Here is a 25,059-nt window from a genome sequence, read left to right as displayed (position 1 = left end):
CTTATACCTCCATAATTTTACTTTCGCACAAATTTTCTTATTTCCGCCACTTCCTTTTTTAGAATTTCCACCGTATAGTCTATGTCGTCAATCGATAAAAAAGGCGAAAGGCTGAAGCGTATGGCTCCATCGATTTCTTCGGCTTTTTTTCCCATAGCGGACAGCACATGGCTTTTGCCCGATTTGTGGGAAGAGCAGGCGGAACCTGTGGAAACATATATGCCGTGGGCCTCAAGGGCATGCAGGAGAATTTCGCCTCTGACGCCCAGAAACGAGATATTCAAGATATGCGGAGCTGCGGCATTTACATTAAGAGATACACCGGAGCCTTCTATATCAGATTTTATGGAAGTTTTTGCCAACACGCGGGAACAATCTCTGCGCGGTCCGTTCAGGACCGTGTCGGGTATCTCCTGCAAGATTCTGTCGCAAAGCCTTTTTTTTAATTCCTCCATAGCCTTTCGCCATTCAAAAAGGTTGTTCATCGCATCTTCCACGGCAACACCAAGGCCTGCAATACCCGGCAAATTTTCGGTGCCGGACCTTACGCCCTTTTCCTGCCCGCCGCCGTTGAACAGAGGATGTAACCTCACATTTTCTCTCACGAATAAAGCTCCGATTCCTTTTGGGCCGTATATTTTATGTCCGCTTATGGAAAGCATATCAATTCCTTTAAGAGCGCGCACCAGCGGAATTTTTCCAAAAGCCTGCACCGCATCCACGTGAAAAAGGGTGCTTTTATTACGATGAATATAAGCTGCGGCTTCTTCTACAGGCTGTATGGAACCCACCTCATTGTTCACATACATGATACTTACCAGGGTGGTTTCGCGTCTTAATGCCTCCCGCAATTCCTCGACATCTATAAATCCTTCTTTATTTACGTCAAGATATGTAACCTGAAACCCTTCATTTTCGAGTTCTTTGAAGGTATCAAGCACCGACGGGTGTTCTATGGTGGTGGTGATGAGATGTTTTCCCATCTTCTGCATACTGTATGCCGCTCCCTTTATGGCAAGGTTGTTGGATTCAGTGCCTCCGGATGTAAAATAAACCTCCGCTGGTTTTACTCCGAGGGCCTGTGCGATGGTTTCCCTTGCCTTTCGCATCAGTTTTTCCGCCTCAATTCCCTTGCCGTGAAGGGAAGATGGATTTCCATATTGTTCTGTCATAACTTCATATACGGTCTGAGCCACCCGATCCGACACCCTGGTGGTAGCGCTGTTGTCCAGATAAATCTCACGCATTCAAATCACCTGCATGCAAGTATTTTTCAAGCTTTTTTGATACCGGCTCAAGTAGCATATCCATATCTTCCAATAATTTTCCATACACTTCTACAAGCATCCTGCCCTGAGGGGTAAGATTCGCTCCTCCTCCGGATTCTCCCCCTTTGCGCCGCTCCAGCAGCTTGACTTTAAGCCGGTCTTCAATCTGTTTTATCTTGCCCCAGGCCTGCCGGTAAGACATTTTTTCCGCCTGGGCTGCCTGATTTATAGAACCATGTCTTTCTATAAGTACCAGGAGGCGGTATACTCCGTCTCCAAATACCTGTTTTCCGTCTGCCTCCAGCCAGATTTTATATTTTAATTCCATTTTTCCTCCCCCGGTTTAACCTTCCTTGCTTCTTCTCAGTTTTATCTTAATTATATCATAGTCTTTTTAGCCTGAATACTTTTTTTCAACTTTAAAATTGATGTCATTCAGCCTGAATCATTTCAGGCTTCCTGCTCTGGAGTTTCAAGCCTGGTTTTTTTTCCATATGCTCTATCCTGTTGTTTACAGTGGTAATCCCAAGCACATACAGCATAGGACAAAATCTGGTGATGCCCTCGGCTATTTTTCCCGCACCCAGCAGAATCATCAAGTCGGACTTTTTAGCTATTCCACAGCCTAGCATCGAAAATCCCAGCGTCAATCTCAGGTAACTGTCAAGCATTCCCACATTTTTTCCTATTTTCATCACACATTTCCTCCTTTTAGCCTATTTTTTCAGTTTAAAGCTTGCCAAATTAAGCTTTAAAGCTATCAATATTATTATTTGCACGACAAATCTTTTTAAGCCTGAACATGAAAGTTGTATTTTTGTTAATTTATTCCACAAGTATAGCAACACATCAGGAGGAAACAATAAGAACGGAATAAATATTTTCCGGGAGGTGATCATATTGCAGTTAACTCAAAAGGAAAAATTACAGTTGCAGGACGCCATAAGCCATGAAAAAATATGCATCATGAAGTACAACAATTATGCCAACCAGGTACAGGACACCGAAATTGCTTCAATGTTTAAGAATCTTGCCAATCGTGAACAGCAGCACGCGGATACGCTGACAAAACTTCTGCAGCAAGGGGGAGTTCAGGCGGCCGAGCGGCGCTAATTTAAACTAACGCAAGCTCAATACACAGACCATCTATGATAGGAGGGATAATATGACATTACAACAAAAAACTGTGGGGACCACCGCAGACAGGGACATACTGAATGACATGCTCATGACGGAAAAATACGTATCGGGCGCTTATGAAACAGCCATAATGGAGTCCGCTAATGAATCCGTGAGAAACGCCCTTCGCCAGATTCAGGATGAAGAACAGCAGCATGCCAAGATGATTTTCGATGCTATGAACCAGCGTGGATGGTACAATCCTCAATAAGTATTTCGACAATGCGGCGGGAGATTGTTCTCCCGCCATCAGAGGTGAAACCATGGGCAATGACAGGTATGACGCCGTAGTAGTGGGAGCAGGACCCGCCGGAAGCTCCGCTGCCTTAACTATGGCCGAAAACAATATGTCCGTTTTGCTTTTGGAACGGGGAGAATACCCCGGGGCAAAGAATGTCTTTGGCGGCACCATATACCGTCAGCCGACAGAAATTATTGTCCCCGCTTTCTGGGAAGAAGCTCCTCTTGAGCGCCCCGTAACAAGTGAAGAATTATGGCTTCTGGATAACGACTCCGCAGTAAAGATAGGATTTACGGGCCTCAGATTCGCTAAACCTCCGTATAATAAGTTCACCGCGCTCAGATCCAAATTTGACCGGTGGTTGGCAGACAAGGCCCAAAAAGCCGGTGCGCGCCTCGTTACCAATGCTCTTGTAAAAGACCTAATTTACGAAGAATACGGCGCTAGAAATCGTAAAGTCGGCGGAGTGCTGCTGGAAAGCGGAGACAGGATATATTCTGATATAGTCATACTCGCCGAAGGAGTTACCGGTAATCTAGCGGAAATTGCCGGGCTTCGAAAAAAAATAACTCCGGATAGTTTGACCCTTTATGTCAAGGAAATCGTGGAGCTGCCTTCCGACAAGATTGAAGAGAGGTTCAACCTGGAAAAGGGTGAAGGGGCCATCCTCGGCATGGTAGGATATCCCTCCTCCGGTGCCATCGGCAAAGGTGCCGTTTTTACAAACAAAGACAGTATTTCCATCATGGTGGGAGCATACTTAAATCAGATAATCGAAAAAGGTTTAAACCCGTTTATGCTGATGCAGAGATTAAAAAGCCACACAATTATCAAAAGACTCATTGAAGGTGCAAAAACCATGGAATTTCAGGCTCATACCATTCCCAAGGGCGGCTACGGGCAGGTCCCCCGTTTATCCGCCCCCGGATTGATGGTGACCGGCGATGCAGCGGTAATGATTGTAGGCCGCAGGGGGACAGACCTGGCAATGCTGGCGGGGAAATTTGCCGGCGAAACCGCGGCCCAGGCTAAAGCTGCTCATAACTTTTCCGAGTCTCTCGCGGCTTATGAAAAGAAAGTCAGGAGCAGCTTCTTCATGCACGATATAAAGGCGGACAGAGGTACAAAAGATTATTACAGGCGGTATCCAGATGCGGATTTTCTTTTGACCAAAGCCGCCAACGACATGGCTTATGAATACTTTACGGTGGATATGCTTCCATTCAATCAAAAATTTGAAAAAATCATCGCCAAAATCGCAAATCTGCAACCTCTGCCTAAAACACTTGCCGACGTATATCAAGGATTTTTTCACTGGGGAGTATTTTAAATGGATAATTTCATAAAAAATGCGGATATCCTTCTTGATCTTGTGAAAATAAAAGCCGACGGAGTGTCACATATTTTCATAAGAAACCTCCGCCTTTGCAGTGAACAATGTGAAAACAAACCATGTACTTATTATTGTCCTACCAGAGTCTTCTATTGGGACGATGATGCCATGAAAATACAGATAACCTATGCCCGCTGCGTGGAGTGCGGGGCATGCCCTTACGGCTGTCCCCACGGCAACATAGACTGGCGCTTCCCTGCAGGAGGGTACGGAGTGCTGTACAGATATGGTTGATGGATAATGGCCAGCTGTCAGGCGGCCTCATCCAGCAGCATCCTTGCTTTAAGCACAATCCTCTGGTCCGGGTGGAAGGTTTCCGGCAGCACCAGAGAAATCAGGGCTTCATAATGCGCCCCCCTTCTCATATTGAAATTCATTATGGAAGCAATGCATCTCGGAATGTATCCCAAATCAATTCCCTTCTCAGTATATATATGGACCGCATTTGGGTCGTGAATATTATTCTGCTCGCGCTCGAACACGACCTTTTCGCCGGACTTTAAAAAATCGATAGAATTATACCGCCGTTCATGGCAAAGGCCTGTGGGATGAATGTAGAAAGAAATTCCGGGCTCGGAATATATGAGCTTTGGATCCAACTCCGGAATCTTAAAAAATCCGATGTTAAACCCTTCATCAGCCTCTTTTATAGAATTTCCGTAGAAGTACTCAGCCGCTATATTGGTCCTCAGGATGGACGGCAGCATTCTTTCTAAAAACAGGCTTTCCGATAGATTAGCGTCCATCAACCGCAACATCGCGAGGCCCGGCCCTATCGCGCCATTTTTAAAAAAGCATACCGATTCCGCCAGCTTTATCAATTTTTCCTCATCCTTCAGTTCATTGTGAAGATGCGCCGGCGCATCCACGACTACAAATCCGGAAATAGCTGGAAAATATGCATGTTTCACAGGACTGACAATGTTTGTTTTCAGCACATCATTGTAATGTTTGAATGTGAAAACTTCCTCAAAAACCTCCATGCTTAAATCCTGAACCGAAAAAGAATCTTTCGCTGCTAGCTCCATTTCTATTCTAAAGAGCTCCCCTTTCTTTTCCGCGATGTCGGAAACCCCCAGCCAGATATTAAATATAAAAGTCCCATTCTCCATAAAAATACCCCCTGAAATGTTTCTTTTAAAATGATTTTACCACTCATCCTGTACATTTCAGGGGTATAATAGAATAATTCTAAAAATCATTTAAAAAATTGCCAGGAAAAATCCCCTTCATGGTCCATCTGGCCTGTTCTCTTATTATTTCGGACGGGTCTGCGGCAAGCTCACTCAACAGCGCTACCACATCTTTTTCGCATATTCTTCTGAAATCATCCGCCTTTTTTTCTCCGAGATATACATTGATAGCTATTGGACTGTTTCCGCGTTCATAATTTGTCCATATATTCCCCAGAGCGCAAATGGCGTTCCTGCGCAGCACATTTCTCCCCCGCCAGCCTGCGGCGGTGGGCTTGAAAATCCTTTCGAACCCAGTTTTATCAATGACTGCCAGCTCCGTCAAATCGGTTATAAGCGGAAAATCCGGCACAAACTCCGGGTGATGGGGGATCCTGACGCTTTTGTTCTTGGGGCATGCTTCCTGGCAGGTATCGCAGCCGAATATTCTGCTGCCAAGAAGTTTTCTGAATTCCTCCGGAATCGGTCCACGCTTCTGGGTTATATATGAAAGGCAGCGGTGAGGATTCATATGGTACGGCGCTGTCAATGCACCGGTGGGACAGGCCTGCACGCACTTTCCGCAGTGGTCGCAAAGATCCGGAGCCGGTTTATCGGGTTCAAATTCGATATCGGTCAATATTTCTCCCAGGAAAACCCATGAACCCAGCTCCGGCGTAAAAAAGCAGGTGTTTTCTCCAATCCAGCCGATTCCCGCCCGCCGGGCCGCCGCTCTGTCCAGGAAAGCCCCGGTATCTATTAAAATTTTAAATCGGCCTTGTTTTCTCTTTGAAATAAATTCCATAACGGCGGTCAATTTATTATCCAGTATTCCGTGGTAATCTTTTACCCGGGCGTAACGCGAAATCCTGCCATTCGGACTTGTCTCGTATGGGCATCTTTCTAAAATTAGCGTTTCCCCCGGTTCAAAGGAATAGATGAGGTATCCCATAGCAAAGCATATAATAGTCCTGGCGCCGGGTAAAAGTTTCTCCGGATAACATCTGCGCTCGATGTCCGGATCTTCGAAAGGCGAAAGCATTCCCCTTGCTTTTTTCTCCAGCAGGATTTCCTTTTCCTGTAAAAACGGCTCCGCCGACGCAAAACCAACGGCGTCCAGGCCTATTCCCTTCGCGAATTTTTTTACATCCTCTTTTAATCCCATTCGATGCATCTCCGTTTAAGTTACAGTATCCGGCATCCCAGCGTCTTTTCCATCTCTTTAAGAGCAAATCTATGGGCATCTTCGTCAAAGGAAGCAACACCCTCTCTATAAACATTTACCTTATATCCCAGGTTTCTGGCGTCAGCTGCGGTATAGAGCACGCATATATTGGTACAGACTCCCACAAGATAAAGTTCATCGATTCCCTTTTCTCTTAAAAAAAGGTCCAGATCCGTACCAAAAAAGGCACTGTAGCGTCTCTTTCTTATTATCTTATCGTCATTTTTTACATCAAGTTCACGTATGATATCGCTTCCCGGGGTACCGGCAATGCAGTGGGGTGGAAACATTTCAAACTCTCTGTCGTCCTTTTGATGATTGTCACAGATGAAGATAGCCGGGTTTTTCTGTTCTCTAAATTCTTGAATTTTCTGCCTGACAAATGGTACGATGGCCTCTCCGGAATGGCCTACATATAAAGTGCCTTCTTTGTCGATGAAATCCTTCAACATATCGATGACAAGCAATGCTTTCACAATGGTCACCTTCCTATTTGGTTTTATATACTTTCTTTGTAACTTATTTATTTGACACTATAAAATTCTATATAAAATTATTATATACCGATGCCTAGGTTCTATATAAATACTAAGGTCAATTATGCTTCTTATCAATCTTCTACCTTCCTGAAAGTCCCTCCAATATAGCCTCAAGGTCTCCCGGCATATAAGATACCGCCCAGTTCCATCTGCCAAACCCACCATGGGCATTTACCGCTTCCACCCACTCAGCAAGGCTGGCATGTTTTGTTTTGGCTACTATATCTTCTTTCCCTTTTACCTCAAGAATCAAGTATTCTCCATTTACCAACCTGACAATAAAATCCGGATAATATTTCCGCACAATGCCTTGATAATTGTAAACAATATTAAACCCTAGATGATCATTTTTCACAAATGACTTAACAGCAGGGTGTTTATCGAGTATATATGCTTCTGTAGCCTCCCAGCTACTGTCAATTACAACGTGGCTGATGTGGGATTTTTGCGTCCACTCGCATGGTTTGCTGGTATACCATGCTCGCATATCAGCCGTAGAACGGATAGGATTTTCGCTATCAAAAACGGGTACACGTTTCTCGAAATTTTCAGCTTTTAAAGCCTGCCATATGTGCTGGATAATTTTATTCATATTCAGGATAATCAATACCTTGCGCCGCTCTTTTGAACCATTGAAGCGCTCGCTGGCTATGACTATTCTGTCCGATTCGATAAATTCCCCCACAATCTTTATTAGCTGGGCAAAGAAAAGTTCCTTGCTTCCTTTCCAATTCGGCTTATTAATATTATAAATTCTTTTAGCTGTTTCAAAAATAATCGTCTGGGTACGGTATCTATCTGCTATTTCTTTCAAATCAATATCAGAAAGAACAGCAGGGTTAGGCTTCCCCGCTATAATTGCGGCCAGTTCTGCTTCTGTTATGCTTGCAAAAGGATCCAGCACTATCGGCTCCACCTTGCATAAATCTAAAGTCAGTTTCGGCCTGTAAACAGTATCTATCCTAATAATATTTGGCCAAGAAATTTCGTGTTCAATTTTTTCTGGTACTGGTTCAATTTTTGTCTTCGGCTTTGGCGGTGGCGGCGGTGCACCTTCTCCTCCTTCATGGGGCAGGAATGTAAAAGGCACTCCAAAAATATTGACATACTCTGGTTCAAAAAGCCCATCCTCGCCAACATCATAACTGACACGGCGTAATCCTCTTCCGACCACCTGTTCGCAGAGGAGCTGACTGGAAAAAGCCCTGAGACCCATGATATGGGTTACGGTTTTGGCATCCCAGCCTTCCGAAAGCATACCCACAGATATAACGTTTTGAATCTTTTCGCCCAATTTCCCAACTTGGCCGACAGTATCAACGGTTTGACGCAGAATTTCAGCCTGTTGATTCTTGGTTAACTTTTTCGTAGGCGCTCCATCTTCTTGATCATCCTGGTTAATATCTACAAAAACTTCTTCTTCGCTCGACTCAGCCTCGTCCAATACCTTGCTGTCAATTTGTAAAATGCCCTCAGGGACGCAGAGTTCAGGTATCATGATTTCGTTGTGAATAAAAGCATATTTAATTCTTGCAGAGGTTTCAGTACGGTTAGCAACAGTAATCATCACCGGAGGTATCTTTTGTCCTGCCTCTTCCCATGCCTTTTTTGTTTCCAACCAGTCCTTCCCCAAAAGATAATATGCATTAATAATCAAGTCAGGAAGTGGCTCGCTTTCTTGCGCCTTTCGATTTATGTCATCCTTTACATCAGGATCCATGTAAATGTGATAAAGTCTCGATTTAAGCTCAGATGTTCTGGCCGAATCGTCTCGGATTACCACACGTGGTGTTTTGATCAACCCAGATTCAATGGCATCGTTTAAACCGAAATCGCTGACAATCCAGCCGAAAAGCGCCTCTTCCTGGGCTTTTTTCCCCGACGGTGCAAAAGGCGTGGCCGAAAAGTCGTAGCAACAAAGAATCCCCCTTGCCCGATGAATACGATCCAAGCCGCCAACCCATACCGTGGCCTGAGCTTCCTGTTCCTTGAACTCCCTTTTTACCTTAAGTTCCGGATTAACGCGCCAGGCGTGGTGAGCTTCATCATTGATCACAATAATATTTTTGGTGCTGGCCATATCGCCCAGCACTTCGCGGACATAAGCCTCATCGCTCTTGGCCCCTCGCTTATCCACACTTTTCTTCTTTTTTAATTTCTCATCGTCTTCCCATGCCAATGTGTGCCAGTTGGTAATGAGGATTTTCCCTTGCCGGAGGGAATCCATAAGACCCGGCGGAACAATGTTAAACACTTCATAATAGTTATTTATATCGGACGGATTCAGTACACTTAACCGGCTCTTTACCGTCAGCCCGGGAGCGACAACAAGTACGTTTTTGGAAAACCTGGTATCGCGGGGATTAGCCACCTTATTCAGCACATGCCATGCGATTAGCATAGCCATGACAATAGTTTTACCTGAACCGGTGGCCATTTTAGAACAAATCCTTTTAAAATCCCCACCATCCGACGGAATGTGTATGCCAACTTTTTCTGCATCCGGTGCTTCTAACAGCCAGATCAGCGTTTCAATTGCCTCAAGCTGGCAGAAAAAGAATCGCCTGTCCGCTCTTTCTCCCGGATCCCTCCAGTAAGAAAGCAGCCGCTTCGTCATCCCGGTCACTCCGGGATATCCGGCTTCCCGCCAGGCCTTTACCCTTGGCCGTATGTCATTTACCAGCTTGATAGGCACAAATACACCAGGGTCATCAAAAGATTTGCTGCTTTCCGAGGCGACGACGTATCCGGCAGGCCTTCTGCCCTTCCGTTTTTCGAATGTTCTCGTTTCTCTATCATAATGCCAGTAATATTTCGGTTCCTCATACGGCGAGTTTATAATCAGCTTATCAATAGTCTTCTGTCCAGCCATAGTTCCTCCTTATAGCCTAATTACTCGCAGGCTTTCAATCCCTCTGTCATCAATAATTTTTACGGCAATGGTCTTGTTGGGACCCGCTTCAAAAGGCAAGCTGGCAGTCCCTCTGAAGGCCTCCATCCGTTCCTCATCAATCTCCGCCTTCAATGTCCTTGCCAATTTGGCCCATCCTCCACCCGCACCAGCCATTGGAAAAAAGACCTGAGTTGGGAAAAGGCTGCGCCCGTCGTAATTGGTATCCAGCATCCACATGGCAATGTTGTTTTTGCCACCTGATTCCACATTGCCAGTCTTGGTGTTGTAATAATCGAAACCTAACACCTCAACCTGATATTTGCCTTTATCTTCGCCTTTAGCTATTCTCTTTACTTTTACATCGGGCTGGCCGATGAGCCAGAAACTGTCATTGCCAGAACGTTTTTTCTTCAAATCCTCTGTAAACAGGTCGGCGTTCATCTGTACCTTTAAAAGCTGCATCCCGGCTATCTCCGGTTTCAATTCGTCAATATCTTTTGCAGCTTCCTCGTCGAACTGGAAAGCGCAGAAAAGGAGTATATCCGGTCGGAACATCCGCGCCTCTTGCCATGCCTGCTCTACCTGCTTCTGCTCAAGCGGCGCGTACTCAGGGCCAAAGGAAATCAACACTCGTTTGGGCACATCTTCTTTAGTCTCTCCCTCTGCCTGAATCCATCTTGACCCCTGGAAAGGCTCCACCCGGGAAAATTCGATGCGCTGTCCGTTCTTAGCCCGGATACCGGTCCGCAGCAGTTCCTGGCGCCATTCCGCCTGCCGCAATGTTTCGCCGGATCTGACTACTGAAATATCGGAAGCCCCTTCATCTTCGCCCACATCATCCAGCGACTTAACGGTGGGGGCCGGCACGGCTTCCACGGTAAACGGGCCGGTAACGCGAATCTTCTTACGGTCGATATAAGGCTGGTCATAGAGAATCTCTTCGGCTGGCGGTTCATTGTTGGCGATAGATTTTAACGTGATATGCGGTACCGTCTTATATCTAAACCCACTTCCTACCCCTTCTTCCGGGCGGGCAAGCTCATAGTAGTCGAAAACCGCCGTCATCAGCCGCTGCTTAGCTAAGGCAATAGCAACCCGAGAAGTGTCGCAGGTAATCCAGCGGCGCCCCCACTGCTCTGCTACATAGGCGGTGGTGCCAGAGCCGCAGGTAGGATCGAATACCAGATCGCCCGGGTCGGTGGTCATAAGGATACAGCGTTCTATTACCTTATGATTAGTTTGTACAATATAAACCTTTTCAGATGCACCAGATGTATCCAACCAAGGATTTGTTAGTTTCTGATAAGGAAAATCATCATGATACAAAATATATCTTGGTAAATTTCCATCTACTTGCAACCTTCTATTTGCTGCTAGTCTTAACATTTTCTCTTTTGTTGTAAGCCAACATTGTCCTTTAGGAGGACAATATATTTTTCCTTCAAATTCCAAATCATAAACATTAGATTCAGAATATGAAGGCGCTAATTGAGAAACTGTCGTATAAACTTTTGAGCCTTTTGGAAGTTGTTTATTGCCCTTTCTTTCGTCATATGTTAATTGTCTTCTTGTCCCATCAGGTAATTCTACAAATCGCCATTGTGTTCCAATAGGTTCAACATATATGTAAAGATGATGATATTTAATAATTGAAATATTTTTTGCATACCATAATAAATAGTCACACATATTTTCAAGCGTTTTTGCGCCTAATGGCATCAGTTTTTTTCTAAATGTAATTAATGAAACAAAATTCTCCCTACCAAACACCTCATCCATCAAGCATCTTACGAGATGCACGTTTTCATCGCTGATCTGTACAAAAATGCTCCCACTTTCGTGCAGCAACTCCTTCGCCAAAAGCAGTCTGTCCCGCAGGTAAGTTAAATACGAATGAATCCCCAGTTCCCAGGTATCCCGGAAGGCCTTGATCATTTCCGGTTCCTGAGTCAGATCCTCATCCTTGCCATCCTTGACGTCCCGCTTGTTCACAAACGGCTGAAAATTGGAGCCGTATTTTATCCCGTACGGCGGGTCTATGTAAATCGTCTGTACTTGGCCTGCCAAACCTTCTTTCTCAAGTAGGGAGTTCATTACCAGCAGACTGTCACCGGCAATCAGACGGTTGGTCCAGTTGTGGCGGTGTTTGTAGAACTCCACTGCCTCCCGCATGGGAAGGTACTCCTCTTTTGTTTCAAATAATGAAAGCTGTTCGTGTTTTGGCCACTGGTAGTTACGGAACTGATCGATTATCTTGCGTGGATCAATCCGTTCATGGACATGAAGGGATACAGTGGGAACTTCAAAAGACATATGCTCTGCCTTTCCGGCCCACTGCAGGGAAGGGTCTATATGCGGATCATATTGATATTTCTTCTTGCCGCTTTCTCTTTCGGTCTGCGGTGTGACCAATCCCACTGGCGGGTTGTTGAGTCTTGTTTTTCCCTTATGTTCATATTGTTCGATATGCCTTATATCCTCATCAATATAACTTTTAACCATTGAATATCCCCCTTATATAACTTCAACATTTATTTCCAGGCGCCTGCTTCCCGGAATAAAGTTGCCGCCCAGAGAAAAGCGTTTTCATAAATCATATCCCACTTTAACGGCTCCATTAGTGCCACCTGTTTTATTCTCTCATGCACCTCTTCCAGGCTCACCAGTTTTACAGGTAAACCCTCCTTTTGGGCGGCGGTTATGGTTTCTGTAACAAAATTATTTGGCGGTAAAAAGCACCATATCTCATAAATCGCCTTGTATTCAGCTCCAGTTTGCTTCTCTGCAAATTCTGTATATTTCGCGAGTTCTTCGATAATCCTCTTTACCCTGCGCAACCTGGTTTTAGATTTTTGATTTTCAGTAAAATGATACTTGCTTGAAAAATCCATGGCATAGATTTCCCCTGGTTTATGGGCAAAAGCCACTACCGGAATAATATTCTCTCCGGGTATATCCAGGCTGACTTTGCAACCTTTTACCAGTTCATAATACGCTAGAATGAATCCCCGTTCTATATCGGCTTTTAAATACCTGGATAATCTAGGCATAATTTCCCTCCGTAAATTTTATATTTATTCCTACTTACTTACTTAATATATCATAAAATCATACTCTTTAAAATATTATCCTTTAAATATGCCATGGATCCAGTGCCTTAAATTGCAAAAAAAAAATAAAGCCCTTTTAGGCTTTTATCTTCATTTTATGGTGCGGAGAGCGGGAATCGAACCCGCACGGTCGTCCCATACGCCCCTCAAACGTACGCGTCTGCCAATTCCGCCATCTCCGCATTTGACAATAAATATTATAAACCGTTATCGCTTTAATGTCAATATGATGTGAAAGTCTTTATTTAATTTAACTTTCACTCCCGGTTAAGGCTATGAGACCGACCCTAATAGCCTGACACCAGCTTCAGTACGAAATAAATTAGCAACACTACTCCAAACATCATCAGAAGTGGAGGAAGCACCAGTTCAAAAGCGGCTATGATCATGGCAATAATGTCCTTCGCACCAAAATCTGCTTTTCTCCCGAAGTTTTCTCCATGTTTCCCCTCACCGGTATCGTGTTCATGATAAAAATAATATCCATCGCCGCCGACATTCTTTTTCATAAACACAGCTCCTTCGCTAGAGTTGGGCTTTTCTTGTGATTTTACTCCACCCACCAGCCATCAATATTGTTAAAGATGTTAATAGAATCCGTTTGAAAACCCTTTATCCTCTTATTTACCGCAAGCAGGGCATTGGGGCTGTAAAGAAAGATGTACGGGAGTTCGCGGCTGATAATTTCCTGGGCCTTATAGAGCAGCGCTTTCCTGTCTTCTTCCAGATTTGACGACTGCGCTTTTATCAATAATTCATCAAGTTGAGGGTTAGCGTAAGATACAAAATTATATCCGCTCTTTATTTCATCCTGCGAAAACATGAACCTTAAGTCAGGATTGGGCGAAAGCTTCCATCCCATGATCGCCGCATCATACTTCTTCCTCATGACCCTGGTTTTCAGTTCTTCCCAGGAAACATTCACCACTTTTACGGATATGCCCACTTCTTTTAAATCTTTCTGTATATCGGAAGCAGCCTGGTATCGGGAGGTATTCGATGTGTTTACCAGCAGTTCGAATTCAAATTTTATCTTTTTGCGGTTCAATTTTTTCTCCAGTATGCCATCGCCATCTTCATCGCTCCAGCCTGCCTCTTTCAACATCTGTACGGCTTTGTCCTTGTTGAAAACCTGGTGCTGCAGTTGAGGATTATAAGCCCACGAGAACGGTAATATCGGGCTGTCTATAACGACGCCTCTGCCCAGGGTGGTATCCTGCAATATCTTACTTCTATCTATGCTCATTAGAATGGCTTGCCGCACACGGACATCGCTGAAAAGATTATTTTTTAGATTGAGAGCCATAAATTCAAAATAGCGGGAGGGATAGTGGAGAAGATTGACATTTGTCATGTTCTGAAAAATACCCCAGTCCTGAGCCTCTATCGGCATCATGTCAATCTCCTGGTTTTTAAAGGCCTCTTTCATAGAATTTATATCCGGAAAGATGCGTACAACGATGTCATCTATATAAGGTTTTTTGCCGTAATAGTCCTCATTTTTCTTCAGTTCGACGGTATCGCTGTCCCGCCTTACAACCTTATATTTGCCCGTTCCTATCAGATTCGATTTCTGCTGGGTTTCGGAAGATTTTTGCGAAATGTTAGATGCGGGCAGTATCCCTACGGTCATATCATATAGGAAACCCGCATCGGGTTTGAACAGGTTTACGACGAATGTGTGAGCGTCCGGAGCAGAATAACTCTCTATATTGTCAAATTCGGGGAACACTTTTACCTTATTCTGCTTTTCCTGTTGAATTTTTATCTGTTTTATCTCATTAAAAGTAGCAATTACGTCATTTGAAGAAAAAAATTCACCGTTATGCCATTTTACATTATTCATCAATTTAAAAGTGTATGTCCTTCCATCCGAAGAAATTTCCCAGGCAGAAGCCAGTGCCGGTTTTATCCGAGCCTGCCCGTCAATACTGACCAATCCTTCATGTATTAGTGAATCTATGGATTTTTCCTCATCGGTTTTTATCTGTAAGGGATCAAGATTTATCGCAGAAGTTACTCCAATAGTAATCTTCCCGCCGTTTTTTGGAACTGCGGAAATGCTGTTTTCAGATTTTTTCTCCTGAGCGGGCTTCGCAGGTCTGCCGGAACACCCGGTTAGTAAAAAGGCGAATATTAAAAAAACTGTCAAAAAAGCCTGTAACCTTTTCATGGTTTCCTCCCGCGGATTTTTGGGACATTCCTTCAATTTTCACAGACTCTGCCCCGGAAAAGGAGGTGTATCCCCTTTCATAAAATTGCTTTTCAAAAAAGATTATAATATATCCCTTATCCGAGGTCAATTTCCAATGGTTGGAGATTTCAGCTTGTAATGGTTCCTAATTTTTGTTAAAATATTGAAACGAATTACTTTTGCCATTCTGTCTAAATGGAGGGTTGTTTATGTTAGAAAAAACTTTCGCAATGGTAAAGCCTGATGGCGTCAAACGCGGTCTGGTGGGGACGATTTTGCAGAGGTACGAACAGAAAGGGCTAAGAATAATCAAAGCAAAACTCATGAAAGCGTCAAAGGAACTGGCTGAAAAACATTACCAGGAGCATTCTTCAAAACCCTTCTTTCCGGATCTCATCGATTACATCACTTCCGGGCCGGTTTTTGCCATGGTGCTGGAAGGTGACAAAGCCGTAAGCCTGGTGCGGCTGTTGAACGGAGCAACAAAGGTCGAGGAAGCGCTTCCCGGCACCATTCGCGGGGATTTTGCCACCTCCACCACTGAAAACCTGGTCCATGGTTCCGACAGCGCTGAAAGCGCCGAGCGTGAAATATCACTCTGGTTCCCCGATGAAGGGTGAGAAACTACTTTATCCTTTTTAGCTTGGGGTTGTCAATGAGCCCGGGAATCCTGCCTCTTTTTGCTATGGGAGTGCCATCCACCATCTTCAGATCCAGGGTCATGTCAATAGGAGATGCTCCGGATATGTAACTTCCCACTCCAAAAGCGTCCGCTCCGGCGGCGGAAAGTTCCCGGATCCTTTCGGGAGTTAAGCCGCCCGATACGAATATTTTTACATAATTGTACCCTTTCTGGTTCAGCCGCAGTCTTACTTCATTCACAAGTTCCGGAGTCACTCCTCCCCTCTCGCTGGGGGTGTCCAGTCTAACCCCTTCGAGAGTTCTTCCCAGGGCTTCCGCGACGGCCAAAGCTTCCTCAGCCTCATCCTTAAAAGTGTCCACAAGTATAATTCTGGGAGAGTCCGGCGGCATGATCTCATCGTAGGTCCTGGCGACAGAAACCGTATCGCCGGCTACCAGGATGGCCGCATGGGGAATGGTGCCCGATGGTTCCCGGCCGAGCAGTTTTGCAGCCAGAATGCAGCTGGCATTGTTGGCTCCGCCGATTACAGCAGCCCTCTCCATAACGGGCGCAACCGCCGGGTGGACATGTCTCGCGCCGAAACATATGTACACCTTGTCGCCAGCAGCTTCCCGGCAGTGTCTGGAGGCGGTGGCCCATGCGCTGGAATGTGCCAACATTCCCAGCAGCACCGTTTCAAACATGCCGAATTCTTCATAAGAGCCTATTATCCTCATCACCGTATCTTTGGGCTCAAAAGACTCCCCTTCCGCAAGGGAATATACCTCGATGTCTTTATCTTTCAATAGGTTCAACACCTCTTCAACTCCGCAGAGAACACCCGCTCTCCTGGCGAATATTTCTGCCACAACCTTCTTTTTGGAAAGGCCCATGTGCCTCAAAATTTCCATGGTCTTTATAAAATATATATCCGTTGTCAGCCCGGCTTTAATTTCATCGTGATTTGCCGAGTAGAAGCGCCTTTCGGACTCTATTTTAAAATTTTTAACATCTGCTAAATTTTTGATTTCATCCATAAAATTCAATCGCTCCTTTAATGTTTTATTATAATTTGTACAATTTCCTGTACCATTTATATGCTTTTTTTACCTTTAAGACAAATGACTTTGTTTCCGCAAATGGTATGGCATCTTCCATACTTTCCTTTAATACGCCGGATTTTATCCACTCCTGCACATTTCCTCTTCCGCCGTTATACGCGGCCAGAGCCAGAGTCAAATCTTTGTTAAATTCTTCAAACAGTTCGGCCAGATACCAGGTACCTATTTTTATATTCGTTTCCGGTATCATGAGTTCTTCAATTTTAAAATCCTTCATATTCATTTTTTCCGCGGCCCACTTTGCCGTATCGGGCATTATCTGCATAAGTCCGACTGCGCCTTTATCGGATACCACATTCGGGGAAAAGCCGCTTTCCACCTTTATCACCGCGGCGATCATATATGGGTCCATGCCGTATTCCTTCGCATATTTTACAATATGTTCCCTGTAATTCAACGGATAAAGATACTTCATAAACCATAAGACATTGTTGTAAAGAGCTACAAAACCGATTGCTACTATGAGTACTGCTGCAATTTTTTTTACCACCGCCGGCTTATATCCCTCCATAACGCATCTATCTGCCGCTTTGTTTCTTCGATGCTTCCGCTGTTTTCTATTATCCTGTCCGCCATTTTTATTTTTTTGTCAAGGGGCAACTGAGCCCTTATTCTATCCATCGCCTCTTCAACGCTCATCTTTTTTTCTCTATTCAAAAGCCTTGCAAGCTGTGTTTTTTCATCCACTGCCACCAGCCAGACCTCGTCCACCATAGAATCAAGGCCTATTTCCAGCAGCAGGGCGGCATCTATCACCACTATTTTTTCTCTTTTTTGCCTGTAGTAATCAAGTCTTTTTTTTATCTCCTCCAATATGGCCGGATGAGTGATGCGGTTCAATTTTTCCAGCATGGCCCTATCGGAAAAGACCATGCGCCCCAGCTTCTTTCTATCTATATTTTCTCCGTCCAGAAGTATTTCCCGGCCGAAACAATCTATTACCGCATTCCATGCAGGTTTTTTCGGGCTCAGTATTTCTCGCGCGATCTCATCCGCATCTATTATAACAGCACCTTTGTCGCGAAGCAACATGGAAACGGTGCTTTTGCCGCTGGCTATACCGCCGGTAAGACCTATGACTTTCAAAATAATTCCTCCCCGGAAATTTAGTTTAAAGTTCTTCCCAGGTGTAACCCGTTTTAAAGTCGACTACCAGGGGGACTTTCAAAGGTATGGCATTTTCCATATCATATCGGACAATTTCTAAAACAGCCGCAAGCTCATGCTGCGGAACATCCAGAATAAGTTCGTCGTGGACCTGTAAAAGCATTTTGGACTTTAATCCCGCCTTCTTTAAATCTCTGTACACTTTTACCATGGCCACCTTAATTATGTCCGCGGCACTTCCCTGAATCGGCGTGTTCATGGCCACTCTTTCGGCAAAAGACCTCAGGTTGTAATTCCTGCTGTTTATATCCGGAACATAGCGGCGCCGGTTCATAATCGTGGTCACATACCCTGAAAGCCTTGCCTTCCTGATGGTTTCCCGCACGTAATCCCTAACTCCGGGATATCTTTGGAAGTATGCTTCTATGTAATCCTGGGCTTCTTTGCTGGAAATACCCAGGCTCTGAGCCAGGCCGAAATCGCTGATGCCGTAAACTATGCCAAAATTTACGGCTTTAGCCCTGTCTCTCAACAAAGGCGTCACATCCCTGAGCGGTATGCCGAATACTTCGCCGGCGGTCCTGGTATGGATGTCTTCGCCTTTCACAAAAGCATCTATCAGGCTTTCATCCCCGGAAACATGGGCCAGGACCCTTAGCTCTATCTGGGAATAATCTCCTGACAGCAGCACATGTCCCGGGCCGTCCGCTTCGAAAACTCCTCTGATGCGTTTTCCTGCCTCGGTTCTTACAGGGATGTTCTGGAGATTGGGTTCAGTGCTGCTGATGCGCCCTGTGGATGTGACCGTCTGATTGAAGCTTGTATGTATTTTGCCGCCGCTTTCGTCTACCATGGCTAGCAGCCCGTCAGCATAAGTTGATTTCATCTTCATCAAGAAGCGGTATTCGAGGATTTTTTCAATTATGGGGTGCGCCGGCTTTAATTTTTCAAGCACTTCCGCATCGGTGGAATAGCCCGTTTTTTTCTTTTTTACCGCCGGTAGGGACATTTTTTCAAAGAGCACTTCCCCTAGTTGTTTTGGGGAATTTAAATTAAATTCCATGCCTGCCATGTCGTAAATCTCACGGCTCAATTTATCCAGCTTTTCTCCGAACTCCCGGGACAACTCTTTCAGCTTTTGAGGGTTCACCTTAAAGCCTGATTCCTCCATGTCGGCCAGCACCACGCTAAGAGGCATTTCCACTTCAAAAAACAGTTTTTCCATTTCATAATCCTTGAGCCTGTCTCGCATGAGCTGCATCAAAGATTGCAGAGCTGCAGCAGCCGCACCAGCATTTTCTTTTAAATTGAAATTGACTCCGAGGTGCTCGTATAAAATGGTATCCAATTCGTAACGCGATCTGGATGGGTCCAGAAGATAAGCCGCCAACATGGTGTCAAAGCCGGGATAAAAATCAATATTTATTTTCCGCAGCACATTCCTTGCCAGCTTTCCGTCATGAGTCACCTTGAGAATGTTTGGGTCTTCCAGTATTTTTTTTAAATCCTCTCTTAGGCGGATATCCTTATTGACGAGTTCTAATTCAGCATAATGAAACCGGTCCCCACCGGCAAGGTATATGCCATTTGCAGACGGCGCGTGCGAAATCCCGGCCATATCGACGAGCAAGCATAAAACCCCCGATGATTTCACTTCTTCCAGTATGGAATAAAAATCCGCACCCGTTTTTGCCGCCTGCTTCATTTCGCCGGAAGCTCCGGTTTCAACCGTCGGGCGCTCAATTTTATTCAAAAGGCTGTAAAACTCCAGCTCCCGGAATAAATTTACAAGCCTTTCGTACTCGGGCTCTTTCTTCACAAAATCCTCGAAATCAAAATCCACGGGCGCATCTCTCACGATTGTGGCGAGATGTTTGCTTATCCTGGCCTGTTCTCCGTACTTTTCTAGAGTTTCCTTCAATTTGCCTTTAAGGTTGTTAATATTTTCCAGGAGACTTTCCACCGTGGCATATTCCTGCAAAAGTCTGCAGGCGGTTTTCTCCCCGATGCCGGGGACCCCGGGGATATTATCCGAGGCGTCCCCCATCAGGCCTTTTAAATCCGGTATATATCCGGGCAGTATTCCGTATCTTTCCTTTACTTTTGCAACATCGTAAGTTTCCATCTCGGTAATGCCTTTTTTCGTCAACATGACATGAGTGCCGGATGACACCAGCTGCAGGGCATCCCTATCACCGGTGACTATCAGCGAAAAAATCCCTGCCTCCTCGGCCCTCCGCGATACCGTGCCCAACACATCGTCCGCCTCGAAACCTTCCGTTTCGAGGTAGCCGATATGGAGCGCCTTCAATATCTCCTTCAATATGTCAAATTGCTCCGCAAGCTCATCCGGCATCTTCGGCCTGGTGGCTTTATATGCCGCAAACTGTTCATGACGGAAGGTGGGCCCTTTTTTGTCAAAAGCGACAGCTATATAATCAGGTCTGTGTTCCTTCATTATTCTAAACAGCATGTTGCAAAATCCGTAAACCGCATTGGTATGGACCCCTTTCGACGTCATCAAAGGCGGCAGCGCATGAAAAGCCCGGTGCAGCAGACTGTTCCCGTCAATTAACATTATTTTCTTCATCCAATTCACTCCCGGTACTATTATTCACCAAAAAACCGCAAATACCTGCAAAAAAAATAAAAAAAAGACTTAATTTGATTGTGGCTGGGCCGTCTTCTTTTCAATTATGTTTATCTGAATTATGGCCGTTTCATTTTCTTCCGTCGCACTTTCGGTTTGCGGTTCTTCATAGTTTTTTTCTATTTCGCCCAGGGCTTCGATTTGCTCCAAGGCAGAAGCCATGCTTTCAGACGGCACTTTCATCACGATATATGCTGTCCTGGAATTGTCCCCACTTTGCGTGGTTATTTTACTCTGCTGAATATCCCCGCCCAGTTGATACGCCAGGCTAATAGTGAAAACCACTTTCTTATCAAAATCATTCACCAGTATCGTAATATTACTGGTCTCGCCATCTTTCTGCGATAAAGAGGGGGCGGCAGCCGCCTTCGGATCGCTTTCTTGCAGGGCTTTATACTGTACCCCGCCCCTTGCGGATGCGATATCTTTGGCGGCGCCATTCCGCGAACTCGTGGCAAGTTCGGCCGAACGGCCGGTAGTGTCGCCTGCGGCGCCAGCAGCGGCATCTTTTTTAACTGCTTCATGTTTTTCTCTCTGAATTTCCTGAGGCACATCCTGTTTAACATCTGCATCGCTTCGTGATGCGCTCTCCGCCACCATCAACCTTTTTTCGGAACCGCCGCCGGTATCAGACCGTATTCCGTTATCCTCAACAGAATTCTTTTCGAGAGAATTCTGTTCAGATACCACTGGCGATTGCGGCGTACTCGCAGCTGCATCTGTAAATTGGTTTTTTGCCATCTTTTGCTCGACGGTGGCATTTGTTCCGGCTTGATAGCCGTTAGGCATGACGGAAAACCGTCCAAGGAAAAAACTTATCAAGACAGCGCAAATACCTGCCGCCAGAACTTTCGAATTGAATCGATAAAAATTGTATAATAATGCCGTGACATTTTTTATTATATCGGAAACAAATACCCTTCTCTCTTTATCTGTGTATTCTGCTCGTACCTTTAACAACCTCTCGTGAAGAGAAGGCATGAAGTCATCCGGCAAATCCATACTTTCAAAAGAATTAAAAGCTCTCAATATCTTGCCGATGTCTTCCACTTCGCTCCTGCATTCGTCACATGTTTTCATATGCTCTTCAAGGTCCGTTTTTTCTTCAGGAGACGCTAGATTTTCCACGAATTTATCTATTATGTCCCTATATGTTTCGCAAGCCATTTCATATCCCTCCTTCTACCTGTTTAGACGTTTTTTTTAATAAAAAGTTCCCTTTGCTGCAATAATTCTCTCAATGCCCGGCGGCCCCTGCTTATCCTGGACTTGACCGTCCCCTGTGAACAATTTAATATATTGCCTATTTCCATGTAACTGAATCCCTGTATATCCCTCAGCACCACGCACATCCTCTGGTCTTCCGGCAGGGATTTAATGGCCTCGTTGAGGGCTTTTTTTAATTCTTTATTTTCCGCAGCGGTATCCGGTCGATCTGAATATTCTCCTATTCCTATGCCGTTCTCATCCAACTCTTCCTGAAGAGGCAATAAGTCATCCTTTTTTTTTCGACTAAAATCTATACACGTGTTAACAGCTATTCTATAAAGCCATGTTGAAAAAGATGAACCTTCCCTGAAGCGCTTCAATGAGGTGAATATTTTTATAAAGATTTCCTGGGTTACATCCCTGGCGTCTTCAGTATTTTCAAAAAAACGGTAGACCGTATTGTATACCTTTTTTTCATAGCCGGAGACAAGTTCTTCAAATGCGCGCACATCGCCCATCCGTGCACGGTGGATGAGGTCTTTTTCTTCGCTCAAGTCCTCCTCTCCCCCTTTCTCATAATGGAGACATTTCATTATTATTCGATTCTTACGTTTAAATTCCTTCAAGAACACGGCGGAAATATTTTAGCTTATATTGCGATAAATCTGGCTTGAATAATTAAGTTTTTATGTTTTACAATTGATTAAGAAGGATTTCTATGTTTTATGTAGAATTAATATATTTAAATAATGGATGACCTTAAGAAGAAATCAAGCATTCACCGTTCCTTTCATGTAACGCAGCCTTCCCGGCTAGCTACGCATGAAAGGCCAACAGGAGGACTGCATTGATGGTTTATCCCAGAAACACCATATATATCATAGGCAATTCCAAAGCGCCTCAAAACAATCCCATAACACATATGTACAGCATGTTTTTCATAGGCCTTGTGATTGAAAAAGATACGGGCCGTATAATTGACGCCGGAGCTTCAGGAGTTCTTCCGCTGACATCGGAATTCATCAAATCCATTTTTATAAATAAAAATATCGAAGGCGATATATCCGAGTTCTCTAAAGAGATCGAATCTAGGTATTTCGGCTCCTCCCAAAAAGCTCTCATAGTGGCGTTTAAGGATGCCCAAAAAAAATATTTCCAGATAAAAAGCGGTAAAAATGTTGAAGAGTAGCTGCTTTGTCAACTTTCCGTTGATGAAATCCAGCGAAAACGCGATTGTGTTTTCTCTGGATTTTTTAATTAAATCAAAATTTTATTTTGATATTTATCGACTAAAACAATCCGGAAATCTGACAATAAACAGGACTTTTAAGAAAAATGTCGAATAAATTTCTCTCATATATTCTTAAAACTAAGCATACCATGTGAAAGGAGGTTTTGTAAAGTTTTAAAAATTTATTGCATCAATCTCAATTTCCAATTTTTAGGGGGGACTTGAATGTCGGTTTATAAAAAACTATTGGCGGTAATGTTGGTAATGTTGGTAGTGGTTTCACTGGCAGGCTGCGGAGGAGGCCAGAAAACCGGGCAAAACCAGGACCAGGGCCAACCGGCGGATACAAAACACGGCGGGACATTGCAGGATGCCCTCGGCGGGGATCCTCCGGGGCTGGACGTGCAGCAGAACTCAATGCTGGAAACATACTATCTGGCAAGGCTTTTGTTCAGCACCCTTGTCAGATATAAGGGCGGTACCACCGACCTTGAGCCGGAACTTTTAGCGGAAATGCCCACGGTCAGTTCCGATGGGTTGACCTATCATTTCAAATTAAAACCCGACCTTAAATTCAGCGACGGTACTCCTTTAACTTCAAAAGATGTAAAATTCACCTTTGAGCGCATGCTAAAACCCGAAACCAAGGCCATCAACCAGTGGGTGTTTGATCCGATAAAGGGTGCAAAGGACATGGAAGACGGCAAAGCCACCGAGCTTTCAGGCTTCAAGATATTAAACGACCAGGAATTCGAGATAACCCTGGAAGCTCCGTATGCGCCTTTTGTGCAGAACCTGGCGGTTCCCTGTGCTTCCATCTATCCCGCCGAGGCCACCCAAAAGGCCGGTGAAGAATGGACCTTAAACCCCATCGGCAGCGGGCCGTACAAAATTGCCGAATGGGTGCATGACGACCATATAACCCTGGAGAGAAACACCAATTACTTTGAAAAAGATCTGCCGTACATCGATAAAATCCAGATGAGGATTATTGAAGACGAAGCCACGATGACTATGGAGTTCGAGAACGGAAACATTGACATCCTTGCCATTCCCGACTCCGAATATCCAAGGCTTTCTTCGGACCCGAATTTCAGCAAAATGATAGTGGAAAATACTCCGCTAAACACCTATTTCTACGTAATGAATGAAAACGTTAAATTCTTCCAGGATGTAAGAGTGAGAAAAGCCATCGCCATGGCCATTGATAAAGACAAGATATTGAAGGAGCTGTTGAACAACAGGGGTATTGTTGCCAAAGGCCTGCTGGGCCCCGGAATCCCCGGATACAATGAAAACAACCCCGGTTTCCCCTATGATCCGGAGCAGGCCAAGAAACTCCTGGCGGAAGCCGGTTATCCCAACGGCTTTGAAGTGGAAAACTGGCAGGCAAAAAATGAAACTTTCTACAAGAGGAACGTGGCCATCCAGGCCATGTTGAAACAGGTCGGCATCGACATGAAGATTAACCAGATGGACAGTGCTTCCTGGAGACAATCGAGAAACAACGGCAAAGTGCCTATCTATCTTGCCAACTGGTGGGCTGATATACCCGATCCAGACAATTATATGTACAACATCCTGCATTCTACCCAGACACCAGGATGGTCCATCAACTACAAAAATCCCAAGGTAGATGAGCTCATCGAAAAGGCCCGGGTCTCCACCGATATGAACGAGCGCATAGAGATGTACCAGGAAGCCGAAAAGATTGCCATATACGACGATGTATCGATTATTCCACTTTTCCATATAAAGGAATACTACATCGTTCAGCCTTACGTGAAAGATGTCCAGTTCCATCCCACCGGAATCGGCAGCTACAATTACAGGACCATGTGGCTTGAAAAGAAGTAAAAATGGGGGGTTGGGCGCCGGAGCGCCCAACCGTTTATTTATGATACA

Annotated in this window: 24 protein-coding genes and 1 tRNA gene; 7 read left to right on the top strand and 18 right to left on the bottom strand. The window is 44.8% G+C overall.

The window, feature by feature from the left end; all coding sequences use genetic code 11:
• Nucleotides 1–17 precede the first annotated feature (17 nt).
• The 3 genes from AC6I1H_RS15880 to AC6I1H_RS15870 all read right to left on the bottom strand — a co-directional run bounded on the left by AC6I1H_RS15880 (nucleotide 18) and on the right by AC6I1H_RS15870 (nucleotide 1,963).
• Complete coding sequence (locus AC6I1H_RS15880; RefSeq protein WP_497738492.1) at nucleotides 18–1,247, bottom strand: cysteine desulfurase family protein; 1,230 nt, start codon at nucleotides 1,245–1,247, stop codon at nucleotides 18–20.
• Entirely contained in the window at nucleotides 1,240–1,596 is a 357-nt protein-coding gene (locus AC6I1H_RS15875) for a winged helix-turn-helix domain-containing protein (RefSeq protein WP_497738491.1), read from the bottom strand. The genes AC6I1H_RS15880 and AC6I1H_RS15875 overlap by 8 nt, the downstream gene beginning before the upstream one ends.
• Before the next feature lie 103 nt (nucleotides 1,597–1,699).
• Nucleotides 1,700–1,963, bottom strand: a complete 264-nt coding sequence (locus AC6I1H_RS15870; RefSeq protein ID WP_497740831.1) for a YgaP family membrane protein — start codon at nucleotides 1,961–1,963, stop codon at nucleotides 1,700–1,702.
• A 205-nt stretch (nucleotides 1,964–2,168) separates the two neighbouring features.
• Between AC6I1H_RS15870 and AC6I1H_RS15865 the strand changes: the two genes are divergently transcribed.
• Genes AC6I1H_RS15865 through AC6I1H_RS15850 form a run of 4 tightly spaced genes read left to right on the top strand, consistent with a single transcriptional unit; the run spans nucleotide 2,169 to nucleotide 4,315 of the window.
• Entirely contained in the window at nucleotides 2,169–2,381 is a 213-nt protein-coding gene (locus tag AC6I1H_RS15865) for a ferritin family protein (protein ID WP_497738490.1), read from the top strand.
• Nucleotides 2,382–2,433: 52 nt separating this feature from the next.
• Entirely contained in the window at nucleotides 2,434–2,658 is a 225-nt protein-coding gene (locus AC6I1H_RS15860) for a spore coat protein (RefSeq protein ID WP_497738489.1), read from the top strand.
• Complete coding sequence (locus tag AC6I1H_RS15855; protein WP_497738488.1) at nucleotides 2,636–4,018, top strand: FAD-binding protein; 1,383 nt, start codon at nucleotides 2,636–2,638, stop codon at nucleotides 4,016–4,018. Before AC6I1H_RS15860 ends, AC6I1H_RS15855 begins: the two co-directional genes overlap by 23 nt.
• A complete protein-coding gene (locus AC6I1H_RS15850; RefSeq protein ID WP_497738487.1) occupies nucleotides 4,019–4,315 on the top strand; it encodes a ferredoxin family protein in 297 nt (98 codons plus the stop codon).
• A gap of 17 nt (nucleotides 4,316–4,332) precedes the next feature.
• Here the strand turns inward: AC6I1H_RS15850 and AC6I1H_RS15845 are convergent, their stop codons facing one another.
• The 9 genes from AC6I1H_RS15845 to AC6I1H_RS15805 form a co-directional block, all read right to left on the bottom strand.
• Nucleotides 4,333–5,193, bottom strand: coding sequence for an HIRAN domain-containing protein (locus AC6I1H_RS15845; RefSeq protein ID WP_497738486.1), 861 nt, complete (start codon nucleotides 5,191–5,193; stop codon nucleotides 4,333–4,335).
• Between the two features lie 79 nt (nucleotides 5,194–5,272).
• Complete coding sequence (queG, locus tag AC6I1H_RS15840) at nucleotides 5,273–6,418, bottom strand: tRNA epoxyqueuosine(34) reductase QueG (protein ID WP_497738485.1); 1,146 nt, start codon at nucleotides 6,416–6,418, stop codon at nucleotides 5,273–5,275.
• A 20-nt stretch (nucleotides 6,419–6,438) separates the two neighbouring features.
• A complete protein-coding gene (locus tag AC6I1H_RS15835; RefSeq protein ID WP_497738484.1) occupies nucleotides 6,439–6,954 on the bottom strand; it encodes a cysteine hydrolase family protein in 516 nt (171 codons plus the stop codon).
• 142 nt (nucleotides 6,955–7,096) lie between these two features.
• Nucleotides 7,097–9,889 (bottom strand): BPTD_3080 family restriction endonuclease, encoded by a 2,793-nt coding sequence (locus tag AC6I1H_RS15830; RefSeq protein ID WP_497738483.1) that lies wholly within the window; start codon nucleotides 9,887–9,889, stop codon nucleotides 7,097–7,099.
• 9 nt (nucleotides 9,890–9,898) lie between these two features.
• Complete coding sequence (locus AC6I1H_RS15825; RefSeq protein WP_497738482.1) at nucleotides 9,899–12,412, bottom strand: site-specific DNA-methyltransferase; 2,514 nt, start codon at nucleotides 12,410–12,412, stop codon at nucleotides 9,899–9,901.
• A 29-nt stretch (nucleotides 12,413–12,441) separates the two neighbouring features.
• Entirely contained in the window at nucleotides 12,442–12,960 is a 519-nt protein-coding gene (locus AC6I1H_RS15820; protein ID WP_497738481.1) for a hypothetical protein, read from the bottom strand.
• Between the two features lie 158 nt (nucleotides 12,961–13,118).
• Nucleotides 13,119–13,202, bottom strand: a tRNA-Leu gene (locus AC6I1H_RS15815).
• Nucleotides 13,203–13,307: 105 nt separating this feature from the next.
• Nucleotides 13,308–13,529, bottom strand: a complete 222-nt coding sequence (locus AC6I1H_RS15810; protein WP_497738480.1) for a hypothetical protein — start codon at nucleotides 13,527–13,529, stop codon at nucleotides 13,308–13,310.
• Between the two features lie 41 nt (nucleotides 13,530–13,570).
• Nucleotides 13,571–15,193 carry an ABC transporter substrate-binding protein gene (locus AC6I1H_RS15805; RefSeq protein WP_497738479.1) on the bottom strand — a complete coding sequence of 541 codons (1,623 nt, stop codon included), beginning with the start codon at nucleotides 15,191–15,193 and terminating at the stop codon, nucleotides 13,571–13,573.
• 230 nt (nucleotides 15,194–15,423) lie between these two features.
• On the opposite strand from AC6I1H_RS15805, the gene ndk reads away from it, so the two are divergent.
• Entirely contained in the window at nucleotides 15,424–15,834 is a 411-nt protein-coding gene (gene ndk, locus AC6I1H_RS15800; RefSeq protein WP_497738478.1) for a nucleoside-diphosphate kinase, read from the top strand.
• A gap of 4 nt (nucleotides 15,835–15,838) precedes the next feature.
• Here ndk and AC6I1H_RS15795 read toward each other — a convergent pair whose 3' ends face one another.
• From AC6I1H_RS15795 to AC6I1H_RS15770, 6 genes are all read right to left on the bottom strand, one after another.
• On the bottom strand, nucleotides 15,839–16,873 hold the full coding sequence (locus AC6I1H_RS15795) for a nicotinate phosphoribosyltransferase (RefSeq protein ID WP_497738477.1): 1,035 nt from the start codon (nucleotides 16,871–16,873) through the stop codon (nucleotides 15,839–15,841).
• A 28-nt stretch (nucleotides 16,874–16,901) separates the two neighbouring features.
• Nucleotides 16,902–17,447: a lytic transglycosylase domain-containing protein gene (locus tag AC6I1H_RS15790; protein WP_497738476.1), complete on the bottom strand. Its 546-nt coding sequence runs from the start codon at nucleotides 17,445–17,447 to the stop codon at nucleotides 16,902–16,904.
• A complete protein-coding gene (gene coaE / locus AC6I1H_RS15785; protein WP_497738475.1) occupies nucleotides 17,441–18,043 on the bottom strand; it encodes a dephospho-CoA kinase in 603 nt (200 codons plus the stop codon). Before coaE ends, AC6I1H_RS15790 begins: the two co-directional genes overlap by 7 nt.
• Before the next feature lie 25 nt (nucleotides 18,044–18,068).
• Complete coding sequence (gene polA / locus AC6I1H_RS15780) at nucleotides 18,069–20,654, bottom strand: DNA polymerase I (RefSeq protein WP_497738474.1); 2,586 nt, start codon at nucleotides 20,652–20,654, stop codon at nucleotides 18,069–18,071.
• Between the two features lie 69 nt (nucleotides 20,655–20,723).
• Nucleotides 20,724–21,881: a DUF4349 domain-containing protein gene (locus tag AC6I1H_RS15775; protein WP_497738473.1), complete on the bottom strand. Its 1,158-nt coding sequence runs from the start codon at nucleotides 21,879–21,881 to the stop codon at nucleotides 20,724–20,726.
• A gap of 23 nt (nucleotides 21,882–21,904) precedes the next feature.
• Complete coding sequence (locus tag AC6I1H_RS15770) at nucleotides 21,905–22,477, bottom strand: RNA polymerase sigma factor (RefSeq protein ID WP_497738472.1); 573 nt, start codon at nucleotides 22,475–22,477, stop codon at nucleotides 21,905–21,907.
• 296 nt (nucleotides 22,478–22,773) lie between these two features.
• Here AC6I1H_RS15770 and AC6I1H_RS15765 point away from each other — a divergent pair, with 296 nt between their 5' ends.
• Together AC6I1H_RS15765 and AC6I1H_RS15760 are read left to right on the top strand one after the other, a co-directional pair.
• Entirely contained in the window at nucleotides 22,774–23,112 is a 339-nt protein-coding gene (locus AC6I1H_RS15765) for a DUF3870 domain-containing protein (protein ID WP_497738471.1), read from the top strand.
• A gap of 267 nt (nucleotides 23,113–23,379) precedes the next feature.
• On the top strand, nucleotides 23,380–25,011 hold the full coding sequence (locus AC6I1H_RS15760) for an ABC transporter substrate-binding protein (RefSeq protein WP_497738470.1): 1,632 nt from the start codon (nucleotides 23,380–23,382) through the stop codon (nucleotides 25,009–25,011).
• Nucleotides 25,012–25,059: the final 48 nt, after the last annotated feature.

This window comes from Biomaibacter sp. TOL (assembly GCF_059717795.1).
The sequence above is the reverse complement of the archived record's forward strand: the minus strand, read 5'-3'. Positions and strand labels throughout refer to the sequence as shown.